The organism is uncultured Maribacter sp., from assembly GCF_963974015.1.
Classification (GTDB): Bacteria; Bacteroidota; Bacteroidia; order Flavobacteriales; family Flavobacteriaceae; genus Maribacter.
On record NZ_CAXBBZ010000006.1, the window covers coordinates 21,165 to 39,468 of the forward strand.

Here is an 18,304-nt window from a genome sequence, read left to right on the forward strand (position 1 = left end):
TGTAGTAGTATTAACTCTATAAAAACGATTTTATTTCTTGTAAATCGTAAATAATGGGTGCTTCGTTATGACTCTCTTCTCTATGGGCGTTAAAATGAATTGTATGAAAACCAACAGCTTTTGCGCCAAGAATATCGGCTTCTAAACTATCGCCGATCATTAAAGAAGTCTGAGGATTGGCATTAGCTCTGTTCAAGGCAAGATTAAATATGATAGGATTGGGTTTTTTTACCCCTGCCATTTCAGAATCAATAATATGATTGAAATAACCATGAATACCTGAATTCCTTAATTTTTTATCTTGTATTTCTTGAAACCCATTGGTTATGATATGCAGTTTATAATTTGGTTGCAAATAGTCTAGAACCTCAAGAGTATTGGGAAAAAGATTATTAAATGTAGAAAGATTGTTGATATATTCATCGGATAAAATATCGATTAGCTGATCTGAAACAGGATAACCTATAGTATCAAAAACCGATTTCAACCTTTGAAATCGCAATTCTGATTTCGTTATTCTTTCCTCACGATACATTTTCCAAAACCTGAGATTAGCAGGTACATAAACTTCTAAAAAATCTTCAATCTCTAAATTTATTTGTTGTTCGCTAAAAATCTTTTGAAAGGTGAATGCTGAATTTTTATCAAAATCCCAAAGAGTATGATCTAAATCGAAAAAAATATCGGTGACCTTATTTTTAAACATATTGTTCTTTTAATATTTCGGCATACAATGACATCCAATCTCTATCATCCTTATTCCCTAAAAGTTCATTAGAAAACATTATGATCATAGTCCCATTGACTTTATTTACCTCGTGTTTAATTTTTTTTACTTGTTGTAGTATTGCCTCGTCTTTCTTAATTTTTGCCAAGGCGTAATCATGAATAGCAAAAGGGTGTACTTTAATGGGTTGCTTTACCTCTAAGGGAATATCATAGAACTGAAATGCGGTACAAGTACCTGCCCTAAATCCTAATTCATAGGTGTACCCCATGGTATAGTCATCAGTAAATTCTGCGGCAATTAAATTTCGGTAAGTTTCGGGCACATCTACTCTATTATAGCGCATTTTAGAACTGTTTACAGGTCTATTGATTACCTCCTCTAAATTAGCCTTTTCCTTTTTCAATAATTCAAGATCTGTAAAAGAGCTATACGAGGCCGCCAAAGATACTGGTGCATAATCGGCAACATATTTTATCAACGACTTAAACTTCATGCTATTAGTAGAAACATTCTTATCGTATTTCGAATAATCAGCAAACTGAAAAAAGAAATTACACTTTACTTTGTACTTTTTATGTAATGCTATTAACTCTTCATAATTGTCAAAAGGATCCTTCATTCTATTTAGACCAACCGATATTCGGTCAGCAACCCGCTTAAATTTAAGCGTACCAAAGTCCATTATCAAACCTACCAAGCCACGCACTATGCCTCTATTGGCATAACAATGTGAGGTAGCTACATCTAAGACCGAAACAAAATCATAGCCTTTAATTTTATATTCAAAATCATCGAAACGTTCTTTTAATGCCTCTAATAATTTAAAGGCCCAAATATCGACAACAGGCTTTTGAAGAAAGCCATTTTGATACGCAATACTATCTTTTGGTGAAAATCTACTATGTACATCTTTTACATGCGGTAAATACTCCTCATATCTAGAAATTAGAAAAAAACTAGCAGCAAAAACGTCATAGGGAAGATTACTACGCTCACCTGTTGGAAAAAAGCAGGGCGTACCCTCCCAATCTGCAATACTTAATTGAATATCATTAATACCCTGGTTGAATAATAGCTCATTACTTCGTATAAAAAACTCATTCTGCAATGGCTGTTTAGTATATGTGATTTTCGGTCCGGTATGCTTTATAAATTCTTCAACTTTAGTTGTAAAATCTAACTCAACACCCAAAATGTTAATGAAGATATGCCTCATGATATAAGTAAGGCGTGGTGTTATCTTATGAGTGTAAATCAGTAGCATCTATAGAATTTTTTCATCGGCAAAGCTATAATAACTTTTCTGAGTAATAATCAAATGATCCAATACCTTAACATCTAAAGTTTCACTAGCTATCTTTATTTTTTTTGTTATCTGTTTATCTGCAGCACTCGGGCGTAGTGTACCCGAAGGATGGTTATGCGCTAAAATAATGGCAACTGCCCCAAGTTCTAAAGTTTGTTTCATTACCAATCGAACATCGACCAAGGTTCCAGTGATACCACCTTTACTTAATTGAGCCTTGTGTAATACTTTATTGGAATTATTTAAAAAGAGAATCCAAAATTCTTCATGTTCCAAATCGCCAAGTAAAGGCTGTAAAAGGTGATAAACATCTTGACTGCTTCCTATCTTATCAATTTTCAAGGCGTCCTCTCCCCTTCTCCTTCTTCCAACTTCTAAGGCTGCCGCTATACTTACCGCTTTTGCCTCACCAATTCCTTTAAAGGTCATTAGCTGTTTAATTGAAAGTCTACCTAGCTCATTCAGATTATTATCCACAGATGCCAAAATACGTTTAGAGAGTTCAACAGCACTTTCAGCTCTGCTACCGGAGCCTATTAAAATAGCGATCAATTCTGCATCAGATAAGACCGAACGACCTTTCTGCACCAATTTCTCCCTTGGTTTATCATCATCTGACCAATTTTTTATTGAGAACGATGTTTGTTTATCCTGCATTTGCTAAAGATACAGAACAAATTATTTTATGGTAAATTTAAGCATCATTTAAAAAACAACTATGAAATCATTACTAACTGAAGACGGATATCAAGAAATAAAAGGAAGAATAGAACAACTTACTGAAAACGCAAAAAAAGGTTGGGGTAAAATGTCTGTCGGCCAAATGTGCTGGCATTGCCAATACCCGCTGAAATTAGCAATAACAAATAAGCCAAACACCTCTAAGGGGAGTTGGTTCGTGAAAACTTTTTTCAAGAAATCGCTATACAACGATAAGCCTTGGCGTAAGAACTTGCCAACAGCACCTCAACTAAAAACTAAAGAAAATAAGGATTTCACTTCTGAACTTGAGATATTAAAATCTTTGGTAAATGAATTATATGCTTTACGTGACCGGGAAGTATGGTCCCCACACCCTGCGTTCGGCACATTTACAAAAGAACAATGGGGCCAAATGCAGTATAAACATTTAGATCACCATTTAACGCAATTCGGCGTTTAAGTATTGGTTGGTCGTTGATTGTTGAAAAAAATGCAAATATCTTTTTCTACCCTTTTAAAACAACAAAGATCAATATTATCCTAATTACCTAAATCCTTGCTCAGATAAACTAATTCTTATAATCTAGTGCTCTTATTTCTCACTAGGCCATTAATCCTTGAAGTTTATTTAAATCGAATCCACCATAATTCCCTGAACTCATCAGTAATAATGTCGCGTCATTATATGGGTGATTTTCTAAAAACCCATGAAAAGATTTTGCATCGGTAAAAATCTTCAAATCGTCTCTTTCAAAAGCTTCGGAAATTTGTTCTGGGGTTACCGCATCCAATTTTTTAATGGTTACAGATTCAGGTAAAAAGAAAATAACAGCCTCATCGGCAGCATCTAAAGCCCCCTTATATTCCTTTAAAAATTCCGGATTAAAACTACTGTAGGTATGCAGTTCTAAACAGGCTATCAGTTTTCTTTCGGGATACTGTTCTTTTACCGCCTTTGTCGTTGCCGCTACCTTACTAGGTGAATGTGCAAAATCTTTATATGCTATACTCGAAGTGCCTTCAGCTATTTTCTCCAAACGTTTTGAAGCTCCTTTAAATGTGGCAATTGCCTCATAGAAATCATCTTCATCAACACCCATGTTTTGACAGATCCATTTTGCGCCGGCCAAATTACTTAAATTATGTTTTCCGAATACTTCTATAGGCATAGGGCCTTCAGAAGTTTCTAAAAGAGTCTCTCCATCTTCAACACCATATTCCGGAGTTGTATATGGTAATTTACGAATGGTATTTTCAGATGCATCAACTACTTGCTTTACTATATCGTCTTCCGCATTATAGGTTATCGAACCTCCTTTTACAATACTGTCCACGAAAATTTTGAATTGCTCAACATAATTCTCAAAAGTTGGAAATACGTTGATATGATCCCAAGCAATACCACTCAATAAGGCAATATTGGGCTGATATAAATGAAACTTTGGCCGTCTGTCTATCGGTGAGGATAAATACTCATCTCCTTCCAAAACAATAAAGTCATTATCCTCGGTCAAATGAACCATTCTCTCAAAACCTTCTAACTGTGCCCCAACCATGTAATCAACCTCTATATCATGAAAGTTAAGTACATGTAAAATCATGGACGTAATGGTGGTTTTACCATGACTGCCACCAATAACAACTCTTGTCTTATTCTTAGATTGCTCGTAAAGAAATTCTGGGTACGAATAAATGGTCAAACCTAATTCTTGTGCTTTTAGTAATTCAGGATTATCTGCCTTTGCATGCATGCCTAATACAACGGCATCTAAATCAGAATTTATCTTTTCAGGAAACCAACCGAATTCATCTGGCAATAATTCTTTTGCTTGCAACCTCGATTTAGAAGGCTCAAAAATAACATCATCACTACCTGTTATTTTATATCCTTTGTGCTCTAAAGCCAGTGCTAAATTGTGCATGGCGCTTCCTCCTATAGCAATAAAATGTATTTGCATTCCCAAATTTTAGTCTCCAAAGATAAGTATTGTCCTTTTATAATAACGGAATTCTAGCCTTTCGAAGAGATTCCTTAACTATTTAACAAGCAACTTTTTATCGACGAAATACACCTTATATTAACAACTTATATCATTTTTAGTAGTATTCACCCTACAATTTGAATGCCTGACAACATATTTTTTATAACCCTACTATTCCAAAATACCTTTAAAATCGAATAATTGCATTCATCAACCAACCACGTTCAATGAACAATTTTAAATTAAGGTTTTTCGTCTTACCGTTTTTAGCGCTAAGTTTCTCAAACTTAATACAAGGGCAATGTGCCGGCACTGATTCAACAATCGAAATTTGTAATAAAGATGTAGATGTTTCAAATCGAAGCTTTGATCTTTTCGCAGAACTTGACGGTGCTCCAACTACTGGCGGAACATGGTCCACTACAAACCCTGCTAATTTCAACGCCCTAAATCAAAATTCTGGTATCATAGATTTATGGCGAATCAATAATTATGGAGTACATGTTTTTACTTACAATAATACAGCGTGTAACCAAACGGCCACAGTAACCATTAATTTGGGTGGTTACCCCGGGGAAGACAATATTGATGGAAGTGCGAATGCATGTAGTGATAATGCTTCCGTTAACCTTAATGGATTTCTGGGCAGTGAAATTGAAGGCAAAGTACAAGATTTTAATGGCTTATGGGAAGAAGACCCTAGTACGGCCACCGGATTTATTTCTGGTTTTTCATTTGATGCATTCTCTGCAGGTCCTGGCACATATATCTTTACCTATACAACAGGTACCGTAGCTTCATGCCCAAGCAGAACTGCCACTTTAATACTTGAAGTACACCCATCACCAGAAGAAGGAACGCCAGAAGATTTTGTTATTTGTACCAACGAAGATTTTTCATCATTGACGAATGTCGACCTGTTTGATTTTTTAACGGGTCAAGACCCTAATGGAACCTGGTCTGAAGGTAACAACACAAATCAATTGAGTGATTTAAATGATTCATTTATAAATATTGATGAAATCAATACTAATTTAGGGTATGGTACGTATCCTTTTACATATACCGTTTATCCTACCCACCCTGTTTGCGCCGAAAAAAAAGCTACCGTAAACATTATTATTTTACCAGTTTTAGATGGCCCTTTAGTAGTTGACAATTTTTGCTCGGGAGATGCTTATGAAATAAACCTTACATATGACAATACAATTTTACCAAACGGTCTGTACAATTTAGGATATACCCTCAATAGCACCTCTGGATTAAGAACTGGTACCGCCCAAGATGTTTTCTTTAATAATGGCAATGCCCAATTCGCTTTAAATCCTACGCTCGTTGCTACAAATGAATTTATTACAATAGATATTATATCTGCTAGTGGTTCTGTGCCTGTCCAAGATGTTTGCCCCACAATTTTAGTTGATGAGACAACATTTCTCGTTTCGAATACCAATACCACGGTTTCTGAAATTTGCGTAAATACCGAAGCGACCGTTGAATTGATTAATATTTTGGACGTTTCTGGAAATATTGCCAATGGCTTGTATAATTTAGAATATACCTTAACCGACCCAAATGCAGGAACCGCCGACATTAACCTAACTGTAATTCAATTAACGAACGGTAATAGTTCATTTATAATTCCTGCAACGAATTTCTTGTTAGATGGGGAATATGCTATCAACTTGACCATTGAAGATACTTTTCCAACCAATTGTAATCTAGGTACACTGTTCAATGTTTTAGAGACACCTAGTGAAATTCAACTAGATTTATTGGTAGACAATAACTGTGATGCCACACAAATAGACGTACTTATCGATGCGCCTATTTTGGTTGACGGTACGTATACTATTACTTATGACGTAACAGAATTAGGTTCGAATACAGTATTAACAACAAACACCATTAATTTTACTGGTGGTAGGGCAAATTATCAAATAGATGTTGATGCCTTACCTATTGGCAACTATACCGCAAGCGTTCGAAGTATTCAAGATGATACTACACAATGCCGTTTTGTTTTTGAATTTGAAGAAAATGAAAACTTTTCAAGAGGTGGTATACCAGACGCACCACAGGCAGTGGCAAATCAAACATTTTGTTTAAGTGACTTTCCTGACGGACCAACCTTAATGGATATCGAGGTTACTTCAAGCGGTAACCTATTATTTTATGCAACAGAAACCGATACCGCAATTCTACCCATTTCAACGCAACTCGTTGATGGGGAAGATTACTTTATATCGAACACAGACACTTCTAATAATTGTGAGGGCACAGAACGAATACAAGTTACTGTAGGTTTTAGTAATCCTAATGCACCGACAAGTACAAATTTAAATCCGTTGTTCTGCGCAGAAAACAATCCTACACTATTAAGTATCGATATTGACGTTGCCGCAGGTAGTACTATAGTTTGGTTCGATGCCAGCACAAATGGTAATGCATTAGATGCTACGACAATTCTCAAAGATGGCGAATCCTATTTTGTTGCAACAAAAAGCTCTGGGAGTTGTACAAGCACCGAACGTTTAGAAATAATACCTACAGTAGTTACTGTAGCACCTACTTCTTTATCGGGAAATACAATAGTAGTTTGCGGACTCGACAATCCAACAGTTTTGGAACTTAGAGCTCTTGAAGAAGAAATTGACAATGAAGTATTTTGGTATAGCACCGAAACTGGCGGCATTGCACTTACTGATGATATCCTTTTAGTAGCAGATACTGTTTATTATGCAGAAAATTACAACACGGCTACAGGATGTTCATCACCTAGTCGTGTTCCTGTTAACGTAGACTTGAGCGATTGCGATCCTGAAAATTATGACTTTTTTATTCCTGACGGATTTTCGCCTAATGGAGATAGCCGTAACGATACATTCTTCATTCCAAACATTGAAACCATATTTCCTGATTACACTTTAGAAATCCTCAACCGATATGGTACAACCTTATTCAAAGGTGATAAAAACAAACCCGCTTGGGATGGTAGTAATGGGTCATCTATGGCACCAAACGGTATCTACTTTTATATCATCAATTACAACAAAGGCAATTCAGAACCCATACAAGGTAGACTTTACTTAAACAGATAACCAATGCAAATGACACTTATAAAAAACCTAAGGAATGTTTGCATTATAATGCTACTTTTCCTTTGTAAAACGCGAGCGCAGCAAGACCCACAGTACACACAATACATGTACAACATGAATGTGGTAAACCCTGCATACACTACTAACGAACCGGGTATGCTAAATTTTGGAACGTTGTATCGAACCCAATGGGAAAATGCTGTCGGTGCACCAAAGACATTGACCTTTTTTGCTCATACATCGTTTTCAGAAAAAATTGAAATGGGCGCCTCCTTAATCTCTGATGATATTGGAGATGGTTCTTTAAAAGAAAATAATATTTATATCGACTTTGCTTACATACTAAAGCTCGATGAAAAAAGTAATTTGAGTTTAGGTTTAAAAGGTGGCATTACTACTTTTGAAACTAACTTTAATGGCTTTCGACTGCCAGAATTTCAAGATGACCCTGCTTTCAATGAAAACCTGAACAATACGTTTCCAAATATAGGGGTTGGCGCTTTTTACAATCGGGATAAATTCTATGCCGGTTTGTCAATTCCTAACCTATTAACTTCAAAGCATCTTGAAAATAGAGATGGTATTAATCGTATAGGCGCAGAGGCTATTCATTTATTCGGTATGGTAGGCTATGTTTTTGATGTGAATGCCGATTTAAAACTAAAACCATCCATCTTAACCAAAATAGTACAAGGGGCGCCTATTACGGCAGATGTCTCTTTAAATGCATTGTTCAATAATCGTTTTGAAGGTGGCGTCTCGTATCGTTTAGACGATTCGGTCAGTGCCATGTTCAATATATCGGTATTACCAGCCTTACGCATTGGTTATGCCTATGATTATACCCTATCAAACTTAGGAGCTTTCAATAATGGCTCGCACGAAATATTCGTATTGTTCAATTTAGACCTTTGGGGACTCAAAAAGGGCTATGACAAATCTCCTAGATTCTACTAAAATGAAAAATATACTTATATACCTTATTGCAATACTAGGAGTTTTCCAAACGGCTTGGGCACAGCAAGAATTGGAACGTGCCAATCACCTATTTGAAAAAGCGTACTATGCCGATGCTATTGCATTATACGAAGCTGCGTTACCTACCCACAAAAGCAGTAAACTCATAACGAATTTGGCAGACTCTTATTACCATACATTCGATTTAAATGCGGCAGCACGTTGGTACCGATATCTCATTTCTAATTATGGAGATACCGTTAGTGAAGAATATTACTTTAAGCTAAACCAGTCTTTAAAGGCAATCGGCGAATACGAAGAAGCAGTAACTGTATTGTTCGATTACTATACAAAAGAAGGGGAAACAGACAACCTGAATCAATTAAAGCAAGCCACTATATACCTTGATAATGTTAAGGCCATTGGAGATCGATTTACTATTGAAAACAGCGCCCTTAACACGATCACCTCCGAATTTGGAGCAATGCAGATCGGTAATGAACTTTGGTATACGGCTACCCATAAAAAATCGACTTCGAAAACCTATCGATGGAACAATGAGCATTATTTGGATATCTACACCCATCCTCTAGACAAACAAATGCTAGGTGATAGTTTAAGTAGTGAAGTCTCAAAAGCTATAAATACCCGATTACACGAAGGTCCTTTTACAATATCGCCAGATGGAAACACACTGTATTTCACCCGAAATAATTTCAAAAATGGAAAGCGTAAAACAGACGATAAAAAAATATCGAACCTTAAAATTTATAGTGCAAATTTAGTAGATGGCGAATGGAAGAACATTGTGGAACTACCTTTTAATAGTGACGATTTTTCAAATGAACACCCAACTTTAAATTCTGATGGCTCAAAACTTTATTTTTCTTCGGATAGACCTGGCGGATTTGGTTCTTTTGACATCTATGAAGTTACCATACAACAAGACAATACGTTTGGCATTCCGGTTAATTTAGGCGCTATCATCAATACTGATAAAAAGGAACAATTCCCTTTCATGTCTTCGGATGGTTCATTGTATTTTTCTTCCAATGGGCATCCTGGATTTGGACTTTTAGACGTATTCGTATCAGAAAACAAAAACGGAATTTTTCAACAACCAGATAATCTTGGGCTACCTATAAACAGTGGTTACGACGATTTCTCCTATAACTTGAACACTGATATAAAAACCGGATATTTCGCTTCTAACCGACCATCTGGTAAGGGAAGTGATGATATATACAGTTTCACTGTTACCAAAGAATTGGTCATTGAAGATTGTAAACAATTCATTACCGGTATTATTACAGACCGCACCACCACTTTACCACTTTCTGATGCAATCATTACATTAGTAGATACGGAAAATAAATTAGTTTCTACTTCAAAATCCAAGGAAAATGGTGCTTTTGAATTTGAGGTACATTGCGAAACGACCTATAGCATTAAAGCAGAAAAGAAAGGATATGAAGGTATTTCTAGAAATATAATCACCAACAATGAACGTAATGCGACCAAAGATGCTTCAATGAATTTATTCTCCATTACGGAAAAAGAAAAAGCGGAAGCCCTCGTGGTTCTAAAGAAACTAGAAGAAGAAAAGCTAAGAACAAAACAATTGGCCATTAAAAAGCTAGAAGAGAATAAGAAAGCTCAAATACAATTGGTACAACAAGAAGCTCAAGAAAAAGAACGTATAGAAAAAGTGCGAATTGCAGAAAAAGTGAAAAGTGAACAAACCTTGGCCAAAAAAATAACCGATGCCCTAGCTACAGAGACAGCTTTGGTAAAAGAAAGTGGCCGCACCATAATACAGACCGAAGAAATTCATTTCGATTATAGCCTTTGGTATTTAAGAAGGGAATCGCGCGAACGTTTAAAAACGGTTATCGATGTCATGAAAAACAATCCGGGAATAATCATAGAAATTGGCACCCATACCGATATTCGTGGTAATAGTGGCTATAACAAAGACCTCTCTCAAAAACGTGCAGATTCCGCTAAAGAATTTTTGGTTAAAAACGGAATTGCCTCCGATAGGATCGTATCAAAAGGGTATGGAGAGTCTAAACCTATTGTTGTCTGCCCTACGGAAGATGCTTGTTCAGAAGAAGATCATGAATGGAACCGTCGCTGCGAATTCGTAGTAGTAGGTTGGGGTTATGATAGTAAGAAACCCTAATAACAAACTAAAATTGTAAAAAAGAAAGCCTCAAAGGAATAATCCTATGAGGCTTTCTTTTTGCAGCCAATTCAATTATCTTGGTGTTCATAAATAAAAGCGATGACACTGAACCTTTCCAACATTACATCAAAAGAAATTATGCCAGGTTATTTTGGCAAATTAGTACATTCAGAAAATATGAGTATTGCCTTCTGGGAGGTTAAGAAAAATGCTGAAGTACCCGAACACTCCCACATGAACGAACAGATAATGCACGTTATGGAGGGTGATTTTGAATTTACCTTAGATGGTGAAACAAAAGTCTATCACCCAGGCGATATTGTTATCATCGCCCCTCATAAGAAACATAGTGGTAAGGCTTTGACCGATTGCAAACTGTTAGATGTTTTTAGCCCCACACGAGAAGAGTATCGATAGATGGTAAAATATAAAGAATGAAAATATTCGCAATTAGTGGCCTCGGTGCAGATGAAAGAGTTTTCAATTATCTAACCTTAGATCATGAAATTGTTCCCATAAGATGGATCGCACCGAGAAAAAAGGAAACAATAATAGCATATTCCAAAAGGTTAATTCAAGAATATAGAATATCAGAGGAGAATGATTATGCTATTCTAGGAGTTAGCTTTGGCGGTCTAATAGCTATTGAAATGAGTAAAATAGTTAACCCAAAATGGACAATACTTATATCATCAATCGAAACTAGAACTGAGTTAAGTAGTATCATAAAACTTTTAGGAAAGTCTAAATTACTTAATTTGATTCCTAAAGAAATATTGAAACCACCCCTTTTCTTTGCTCAGTTTATCTTTGGTACAGATCAAAAAAAACTTTTAAAAGCTATATTAAAAGATTCAGATTTAACTTTTACCAAATGGGCGCTAAAAGAACTGACGAATTGGAAAAACGAAACCAGATTACCTAACCTAATAAAAATAGGAGGTTCTAAAGATATATTACTACCAGCGAAAGGAAACAATACTATTTTAATTGAGCATGGTACACATTTTATGATTGTTGATAAAGCGGAAGAAATTAGTAACCTATTAAATGAAAAACTAGAAAATGAACATATCCCTAAAAAATAAAAGAGCCTTAGTTGGTGGTAGTAGCGGCGGTATTGGCAAAGCAATTGCTCAACAATTAGCAGCAAGTGGTGCCAGTGTAACCCTAATGTCTCACAGCGAAGAAAAACTAAAACGAATTATTGATGCCCTACCGAAAGACCAAGAACAACAGCATCAATATCTAGTAGTGGATTTCAATGATTTTCACGGATTTCGCAAGATTATATCCGATTATTTCAAACATAACTCAGTAGATATTTTGGTGAACAACACCCAAGGTCCGGTAGCAGGCAATGCACTTGAAAAAAAAGTTAGCGATTATCAAGAAGCGTTCGACCTACTTTTTAAAACAGTTGTTTTCACTACAGAATTGGCCTTAAAACATATGATTGAAAACAATTGGGGCCGCATTATCAATGTAGCATCAGTTTCGGTAAAAGAGCCACTTTCGTATTTAGCGTTATCAAACTCCATACGAGCTGCAGTAGTTACGTGGGCAAAATCGTTGGCAACCGATGTGGGTAAATATAATATTACCGTTAATAATGTTCTTACCGGTTATTTCGATACCGACCGCATTGCGCAACTGAATGCTAAAAAAGCTGAGCAATTAGGTATAGAACAAAGTGCGGTAAGAAAAGAAATGGAATCAAAAGTGGCGGTAAAGCGTATAGGCGACCCAAAAGAATACGGTTATTTAACCACCTTTCTTGCCTCGGATAATGCAGCCTATATTACCGGTATAAATATCCCCATCGATGGCGGACTTTTGAAGTCACTGTAATCAATTAGAATCCAATAAAAGTTAGTAAAGTTAACAGGAACTCAATGCATCGATAAATTTAGATTTAAACGTTTATAAAATCATATTATTTGCATACCATACCCACATTTAACGATAAACATTGATACTTTATAAGATTTGATTAAATTACATTTATATAAAAGATATATAACATATGTTATATATACTATTGTTAGCTTTAATTTGAAAAAAATATTTCACATATCGATAATTCTCCTTCTCTTTCTGGAGTATGGGTGCACTAAAATCAAGTCGGATTTGGATGGACTTTGGATAAGTGCATATCAAATTCAAACAGAGCCAAATATTGGAATGGTTGATTATAACAAAATCATGCTAATAGTTGGTGATAGTATTTTTTTTAATAATACTGGAGAGCCTAAAAATGATTTTAATACCTCCCATTTTAAAACAAAGTTTAGAAGAACATCAGGGGCTATAATAATAGAAGATGCACATTCTAATCTAAAAATTTACGTTCACGAAATGACACCAGATAGTTTAGTGCTAAGCTACAATACAGAATCCAGCACTAGAGAGGTATATAGAAAACTAAAGGAGCCAGATTCAAAGATAGATTGGAATCCAAAAAACAAATCATACCAATGGAAAGGCACTAAATCATTGGTCAACTCTACGTTTTTAGAGAATGGACTTTTTGTAGACTATGTAGAAGAAAATGAAGATATTTCTGTCGGTCATTGGAACACTCTCGATGTAATGAACAATTTATTTATAATACTTGATAAATTATTTGTTGAGGCTGTTAGTGTTGATTCATTAACAGAAAATATGGTATACCTTTCACTTTATAATAAAGAGAAGTATCAATTATCATTTAAAGAACGAAAATTAGAAATTCCGAAAAACCTTTTGGGTAATTGGACTCTAGTCGATTCAGAAAATATATCAATCGAAACTAAACGTCTACCTCCAAGTTACAAATTACCTACTCTAAGTTTTATTAGTATTGGCAAAGACTCAATTTATACTAAAAAAAACAATGTTGAATCAACAAAAAAATGGACTATTGGTGGTGCAAATAATTTGATAATATTCCCCGATGCGGTAATAAATAAAGACGGAATAGCATGGGATACATTAGTCAAAAAGGAACGGAATATTTTAAGAAATATTTTCAAAATAGAAAGCTTGTCAGAAACTAAATTGGAGATACTTATAGAAAATGAAGTTCGGGGTTATGATGGCTTTGATAGAAAACTAATATTTACGAGAGAAAAAACTAAAGCTAACAAAACCTAAACGTAATGCGGACTTTAGGGTTAAAGCTAAGGTCTGTGTAAATTTATAAAGTCGCTAAATCTTATGGATTTAGCTTTGGACAAGAAAAAATAAAACTAAACAATAAGCTTTAGCTTCGTGCTCAGACGGAAACGAAAAGTGTCCTTACATCCGCACTACGCTTAGCCGAGACGTTGTGCTTCATTATGACTAACCATTAACCAATGATAAAATTCTTTAGAAAAATTAGACAAAATTTACTTTCAGAAGGTAAAACTGGAAAGTATTTGAAATACGCCATCGGCGAAATTGTGCTTGTCGTCATAGGTATTCTAATCGCACTTCAAATTAATAATTGGAATGAGAAAAGAAAGGAAAACTCAACAATCGAAACCTACCTAAAAGGTATTGTGGTTGATTTAAATAATGATACAAAACGGTTTGACATAATTATTAAAAACTTGAATGAGCAAATAGAAAATAATTCTAAGGTTTTTGAGAATAAAAATTATCAAACTCTTCCTATCGACTCAATTGTTTTAACAATAACAAGTTATTTCAATGATTATAAAATTACTGACCAAACCTACCAAAAATTAAAAAATTCTGGATTAGCAAATCAATTAGGGTCTAAAGAATTGAATAACGCAATCAACAATTATTATTCAGAAGGCCTATATCGATTCAATTTGTATATAGACTATGATGAAAAACGTTCTTTAAATGATGATGACTTCTGGTTTGTTACCGACGACTATGAAATTAATCCTGATTTTGGTCGAAGCAAAAATCTTGACCTACCTTATGCAGAAAACGAAGAAACAAGAAAAATGGCATTAATAAAAAAGATAGAATCTAATTTAGGTAGAAATAATTTAAGAAATAATATTTCAAGAAAATCATTAGGAATAGAGGTTACTCAAAATTTGAAAAATAGATCTAAATCGTTGATTGAAATGATTAATGAAGAACTGAATGCAAAATAACGAAAGTACAACACCGTGTATAATTAATGGCTAGTTCTCGCTTACTTACGAAAATCCTTTCGAATTTTCTATCTGGTGTTTATTTGCTAAATTAGGTGCTTAAACACGCCACTAATCATACACAATCACGTTAGACACAATTAAAACTAAATATCAATCAATTGAACTTAATTGAAACATTCGAACAATTCTATTTCCAAATCAAGGGGAATAGATGGTATTGGCTGTTTTCAATCTTTTGTCGATTGGCATTAGCCTATGCTTTTATTGTTGCAGGAATAGTGAAAATCGTAGGCGAAAGATTCGCTAGTGGGTTGTCCGATATTCATCCGATGGGCGCTTATTTGGAAGCATTACATCATACGGGTTATTATTACACATTCATTGGAATTGCTCAGGTAGTATCGGCCGTTTTACTCCTAATACCTAGAACCGTCACATTAGGAGCATTACTATACTTTCCGATTATTGTAAATATTTGGTTACTTTCCTATGCAGTGCGTTTTGAAGGTTCTATTGTGACCTCACCCTTAATGGTCCTAGCCAATCTTTATCTGCTTACTTGGAATTATGACAGATTAAGATACATATTACCATTTAGACAATTCTCAGACTTTGGAATAATCCAGAAACCGACAAAATACAGCACAAAATTTCCGTTTCTGTTTTTCTCAGGAGTAGTTATAACTGTAGCTCTAACTATTTCATTTGCTCGTTTTGGATATGATGTAATGCCAAGGAACTCATTATCAGATTGTAAAAAGCAATTTGAGAATACTAGAAATGAAAATGCTGGATTTGAGTTTTGTGAGTGCATTCATAATAATGGCCAACCATTAGATGAATGCCTGAAAGAATTTGAAAATTTAAAAGAAAAATAATAAAAACTACGCACAACAAAACCTATACGCAATGCCCTTCTGGACACTGCGCATAGCCAAACCGTTGTAATTAATTAAACCACAGAATATATCAACTGCTAATTTGAATTTATCTGATTACGTAAAAAAAAGAAATGGTGTACCTTTAGGTCACAGCGATTCACTTCGTAATATGTTGAGTCGTTCTCTGGGTGCCGGAAAGTTTTCAATATTTTGGCAATACTGGAATCCAATCTGGGGATTCTATCTGGGGAAACATATATTCAAACCGCTTAAACTTATCTTACCCCAAGCATTATCCCTGATAATCACTTTTGCTGTCTGTGGATTTATCCATGACTTAGCTATCATGTTATTAAAATGGAAGTTTACCTTATTCCTAACTTCATGGTTTTTATTAATGGGGCTCAGTGTGATTTTAAGTGATTATGCAAGAATTGATTACTCAAAATTTCCATGGATAGCGCGAGCTACCATAAACATAATAATCATATCAGGTTGCTTATTTATAGCTTTCAAAGTAAGATTCTAAAAATAAAATAGAGTAGCTAATTTGAATAAACCAATTACAACAAAGATATTGAGGTAAAAAACAAACAAATTCCTCTTTAATCTGAGACATTATAATTCTAGGCCCACAAATTCAAAAATTAGATTTTTCGAGCTTTTTTTATTGTATTTATTTCACTCTTTACTTTAGCAATATTGAAATTTAAGTTTCATCTTATGGCTTCCCTGATTTTGCAATAGCAGCACAACTCTTTTCTAATTGTCCGCTTTTTTGTTGCAAGTCCAAACATATACATTGTTCCTGATCAAGAAGCTAAAAACGGATATTTCTTTAAATCAGGTCATTTTAATTTTGCGAAAAGTAGGAATCACTGCCTTGTATGCAAGCGGTTCTCATGAAGGGTTTGATTATAGTATTGAAGAAATAAAAAGGTACAAGGATAATTATCTTATTAATAAATACCATCAACCTTCTAATGAATACAATCCTGAAACGACAGACTTAACTGGTGTTCAATTAGATTTACAACTATTTTTAAATGTAGGTGTTAATTATCCAATGAAGCATATTTCCCGAAATGGTACAATGGAAGTGAATTTAAAGCGGCCAGAAAATAAAAACTACTTCACTTATTATGAGTAATAAAATATTATTACAAACAAAACCCGCCTGTAGTGTAAGAAACATTCAGGCGGGTATAAAATTTTTACCCCTTATATTGCGATACTAAATTATAGTTATGAAATTAAACTTATTGTCATGCCATGCTCAAAGACCAGATAGAAGGGCAATATCGCAATGTATTGCAGAGATTTCATTGAAGGTTAATGAATCATTATCTAATGAGCTTACAGATATACTTTTAGAAGGTGACGCTGTTATTATTAATGTGGAGGATAAAAACTCTGGCTCTGCTTTAAGAGCTCTGCGTAAACATTGTATCGACTACGAAATTATAGAATAATTTAACGTACAGTATTTCTTTTCTTATTACACCGACACAAGTCACCTTAAAATGAAAGTGATTGAGTACAATTAAGAAAATAACATATAACAAATTAGTTTGGTGTTATGACTGCAAAAGCATAAAATTCTGCGTGAAATTTTTAGTTCAAATCCTATAAAAGAAACTTAATGATTTATATACTTTTTTGGTAAAATACTTCATGAAGATTAAATTGTGATTCATATTGACCGTGAGAATAGTTTATAGACATTTACTACTTTTAAAACAGGAAATACCTTTTACGATATTTTATGAAAGAACATAATTACGAAGTAAGAACAGAATGGACAGGTAATGAGGGTAATGGTACGCTCGACCATAAATCTTACAAACGCAATCATAAGATTATTGCCAATGGAAAGTATGGTGAAATAAAAGGTTCATCTGACCCATCTTTTCTTGGAGATAAAACTAGATACAACCCAGAAGACCTTTTTCTTTCGTCGTTATCGGCTTGCCATATGTTGTGGTACTTACATTTATGTTCTGTGCATAAAATAACAGTTACCGAATATGTAGATCATGCAACCGGTGTTATGGAAGAAACCGACAATGGAAGTGGAAAATTCACAAGAGTTACACTGCACCCCAAAGTCATTATCACAAACTTAAATATGATAACAAAAGCAAACCAGTTACACGAAGAAGCGAATAAAATGTGTTTTATAGCAAATTCTTGTAACTTTAAAATTGAACACAAGCCTAATACTTCGGTAGAATAAGAAGATTATGGCTATAACTTTAATTACTGTAATGTTCGTTATTTCATTCTTAAAAAAGACTCCCATAAAGTTTTGAAATACCTGTAAAAGAATTCACCTTTTACTAACCGAAAAGTAG

General features: G+C 34.6%; 17 protein-coding genes. 13 read left to right on the forward strand and 4 right to left on the reverse strand.

Annotated features, from left to right (window positions below; all coding sequences use genetic code 11):
• Positions 1-16: 16 nt before the first annotated feature.
• From AACZ41_RS10615 to radC, 3 genes are read right to left on the reverse strand one after another with little or no spacing between them, the layout of a single operon-like run.
• Positions 17-706 (reverse strand): YjjG family noncanonical pyrimidine nucleotidase, encoded by a 690-nt coding sequence (locus tag AACZ41_RS10615; protein WP_339628422.1) that lies wholly within the window; start codon positions 704-706, stop codon positions 17-19.
• Positions 699-1,946, reverse strand: coding sequence for a polysaccharide deacetylase family protein (locus tag AACZ41_RS10620; RefSeq protein ID WP_339628423.1), 1,248 nt, complete (start codon positions 1,944-1,946; stop codon positions 699-701). The genes AACZ41_RS10615 and AACZ41_RS10620 overlap by 8 nt, the downstream gene beginning before the upstream one ends.
• 48 nt (positions 1,947-1,994) lie before the next feature.
• Complete coding sequence (gene radC, locus AACZ41_RS10625) at positions 1,995-2,693, reverse strand: DNA repair protein RadC (protein WP_339628424.1); 699 nt, start codon at positions 2,691-2,693, stop codon at positions 1,995-1,997.
• A 61-nt stretch (positions 2,694-2,754) separates the two neighbouring features.
• Between radC and AACZ41_RS10630 the strand changes: the two genes are divergently transcribed.
• Complete coding sequence (locus AACZ41_RS10630; protein WP_339628425.1) at positions 2,755-3,198, forward strand: DUF1569 domain-containing protein; 444 nt, start codon at positions 2,755-2,757, stop codon at positions 3,196-3,198.
• Between the two features lie 142 nt (positions 3,199-3,340).
• On the opposite strand, the gene AACZ41_RS10635 is transcribed toward AACZ41_RS10630, so the two are convergent.
• Positions 3,341-4,696, reverse strand: a complete 1,356-nt coding sequence (locus tag AACZ41_RS10635) for a Mur ligase family protein (protein WP_339628426.1) — start codon at positions 4,694-4,696, stop codon at positions 3,341-3,343.
• Between the two features lie 251 nt (positions 4,697-4,947).
• Between AACZ41_RS10635 and AACZ41_RS10640 the strand changes: the two genes are divergently transcribed.
• The 12 genes from AACZ41_RS10640 to AACZ41_RS10695 all read left to right on the forward strand — a co-directional run bounded on the left by AACZ41_RS10640 (position 4,948) and on the right by AACZ41_RS10695 (position 18,186).
• The gene (locus tag AACZ41_RS10640; RefSeq protein WP_339628427.1) at positions 4,948-7,821 is read left to right on the forward strand and encodes a gliding motility-associated C-terminal domain-containing protein; all 2,874 of its coding nucleotides are present in this window, start codon (positions 4,948-4,950) and stop codon (positions 7,819-7,821) included.
• A 3-nt stretch (positions 7,822-7,824) separates the two neighbouring features.
• Complete coding sequence (locus AACZ41_RS10645; protein ID WP_339628428.1) at positions 7,825-8,778, forward strand: type IX secretion system membrane protein PorP/SprF; 954 nt, start codon at positions 7,825-7,827, stop codon at positions 8,776-8,778.
• Position 8,779: 1 nt separating this feature from the next.
• Complete coding sequence (locus AACZ41_RS10650; RefSeq protein WP_339628429.1) at positions 8,780-10,963, forward strand: OmpA family protein; 2,184 nt, start codon at positions 8,780-8,782, stop codon at positions 10,961-10,963.
• 102 nt (positions 10,964-11,065) lie between these two features.
• Positions 11,066-11,383 (forward strand): cupin domain-containing protein, encoded by a 318-nt coding sequence (locus tag AACZ41_RS10655; protein WP_339628430.1) that lies wholly within the window; start codon positions 11,066-11,068, stop codon positions 11,381-11,383.
• 17 nt (positions 11,384-11,400) lie between these two features.
• A complete protein-coding gene (locus AACZ41_RS10660; RefSeq protein WP_339628431.1) occupies positions 11,401-12,054 on the forward strand; it encodes an alpha/beta hydrolase in 654 nt (217 codons plus the stop codon).
• The gene (locus AACZ41_RS10665; protein ID WP_339628432.1) at positions 12,032-12,817 is read left to right on the forward strand and encodes an SDR family oxidoreductase; all 786 of its coding nucleotides are present in this window, start codon (positions 12,032-12,034) and stop codon (positions 12,815-12,817) included. The genes AACZ41_RS10660 and AACZ41_RS10665 overlap by 23 nt, the downstream gene beginning before the upstream one ends.
• Positions 12,818-13,096: 279 nt before the next feature.
• Positions 13,097-14,101: a hypothetical protein gene (locus AACZ41_RS10670; protein WP_339628433.1), complete on the forward strand. Its 1,005-nt coding sequence runs from the start codon at positions 13,097-13,099 to the stop codon at positions 14,099-14,101.
• Between the two features lie 203 nt (positions 14,102-14,304).
• Positions 14,305-15,066, forward strand: coding sequence for a DUF6090 family protein (locus AACZ41_RS10675; RefSeq protein WP_339628434.1), 762 nt, complete (start codon positions 14,305-14,307; stop codon positions 15,064-15,066).
• Positions 15,067-15,311: 245 nt separating this feature from the next.
• Positions 15,312-15,947, forward strand: coding sequence for a DoxX family protein (locus tag AACZ41_RS10680; protein WP_339628435.1), 636 nt, complete (start codon positions 15,312-15,314; stop codon positions 15,945-15,947).
• Between the two features lie 805 nt (positions 15,948-16,752).
• Complete coding sequence (locus tag AACZ41_RS10685; RefSeq protein WP_339628436.1) at positions 16,753-17,100, forward strand: hypothetical protein; 348 nt, start codon at positions 16,753-16,755, stop codon at positions 17,098-17,100.
• Positions 17,101-17,197: 97 nt separating this feature from the next.
• Positions 17,198-17,422: a hypothetical protein gene (locus AACZ41_RS10690; RefSeq protein WP_339628437.1), complete on the forward strand. Its 225-nt coding sequence runs from the start codon at positions 17,198-17,200 to the stop codon at positions 17,420-17,422.
• Positions 17,423-17,715: 293 nt separating this feature from the next.
• Positions 17,716-18,186: an OsmC family protein gene (locus AACZ41_RS10695; RefSeq protein ID WP_339628438.1), complete on the forward strand. Its 471-nt coding sequence runs from the start codon at positions 17,716-17,718 to the stop codon at positions 18,184-18,186.
• Positions 18,187-18,304 lie beyond the last annotated feature (118 nt).

What these genes read in the sequence shown, in the direction of transcription:
- AACZ41_RS10655 (WP_339628430.1), top strand. Translation starts at nt 11,066, where the DNA reads ATGACACTGAACCTTTCCAACATTACATCAAAAGAAATTATGCCAGGT.
- AACZ41_RS10660 (WP_339628431.1), top strand. Translation starts at nt 11,401, where the DNA reads ATGAAAATATTCGCAATTAGTGGCCTCGGTGCAGATGAAAGAGTTTTC.
- AACZ41_RS10645 (WP_339628428.1), top strand. Translation starts at nt 7,825, where the DNA reads ATGCAAATGACACTTATAAAAAACCTAAGGAATGTTTGCATTATAATG.
- AACZ41_RS10620 (WP_339628423.1), bottom strand. Translation starts at nt 1,946, where the DNA reads ATGAGGCATATCTTCATTAACATTTTGGGTGTTGAGTTAGATTTTACA.
- AACZ41_RS10675 (WP_339628434.1), top strand. Translation starts at nt 14,305, where the DNA reads ATGATAAAATTCTTTAGAAAAATTAGACAAAATTTACTTTCAGAAGGT.
- AACZ41_RS10635 (WP_339628426.1), bottom strand. Translation starts at nt 4,696, where the DNA reads ATGCAAATACATTTTATTGCTATAGGAGGAAGCGCCATGCACAATTTA.
- AACZ41_RS10650 (WP_339628429.1), top strand. Translation starts at nt 8,780, where the DNA reads ATGAAAAATATACTTATATACCTTATTGCAATACTAGGAGTTTTCCAA.
- AACZ41_RS10640 (WP_339628427.1), top strand. Translation starts at nt 4,948, where the DNA reads ATGAACAATTTTAAATTAAGGTTTTTCGTCTTACCGTTTTTAGCGCTA.
- AACZ41_RS10615 (WP_339628422.1), bottom strand. Translation starts at nt 706, where the DNA reads ATGTTTAAAAATAAGGTCACCGATATTTTTTTCGATTTAGATCATACT.
- AACZ41_RS10665 (WP_339628432.1), top strand. Translation starts at nt 12,032, where the DNA reads ATGAACATATCCCTAAAAAATAAAAGAGCCTTAGTTGGTGGTAGTAGC.
- AACZ41_RS10690 (WP_339628437.1), top strand. Translation starts at nt 17,198, where the DNA reads ATGAAATTAAACTTATTGTCATGCCATGCTCAAAGACCAGATAGAAGG.
- radC (WP_339628424.1), bottom strand. Translation starts at nt 2,693, where the DNA reads ATGCAGGATAAACAAACATCGTTCTCAATAAAAAATTGGTCAGATGAT.
- AACZ41_RS10695 (WP_339628438.1), top strand. Translation starts at nt 17,716, where the DNA reads ATGAAAGAACATAATTACGAAGTAAGAACAGAATGGACAGGTAATGAG.
- AACZ41_RS10630 (WP_339628425.1), top strand. Translation starts at nt 2,755, where the DNA reads ATGAAATCATTACTAACTGAAGACGGATATCAAGAAATAAAAGGAAGA.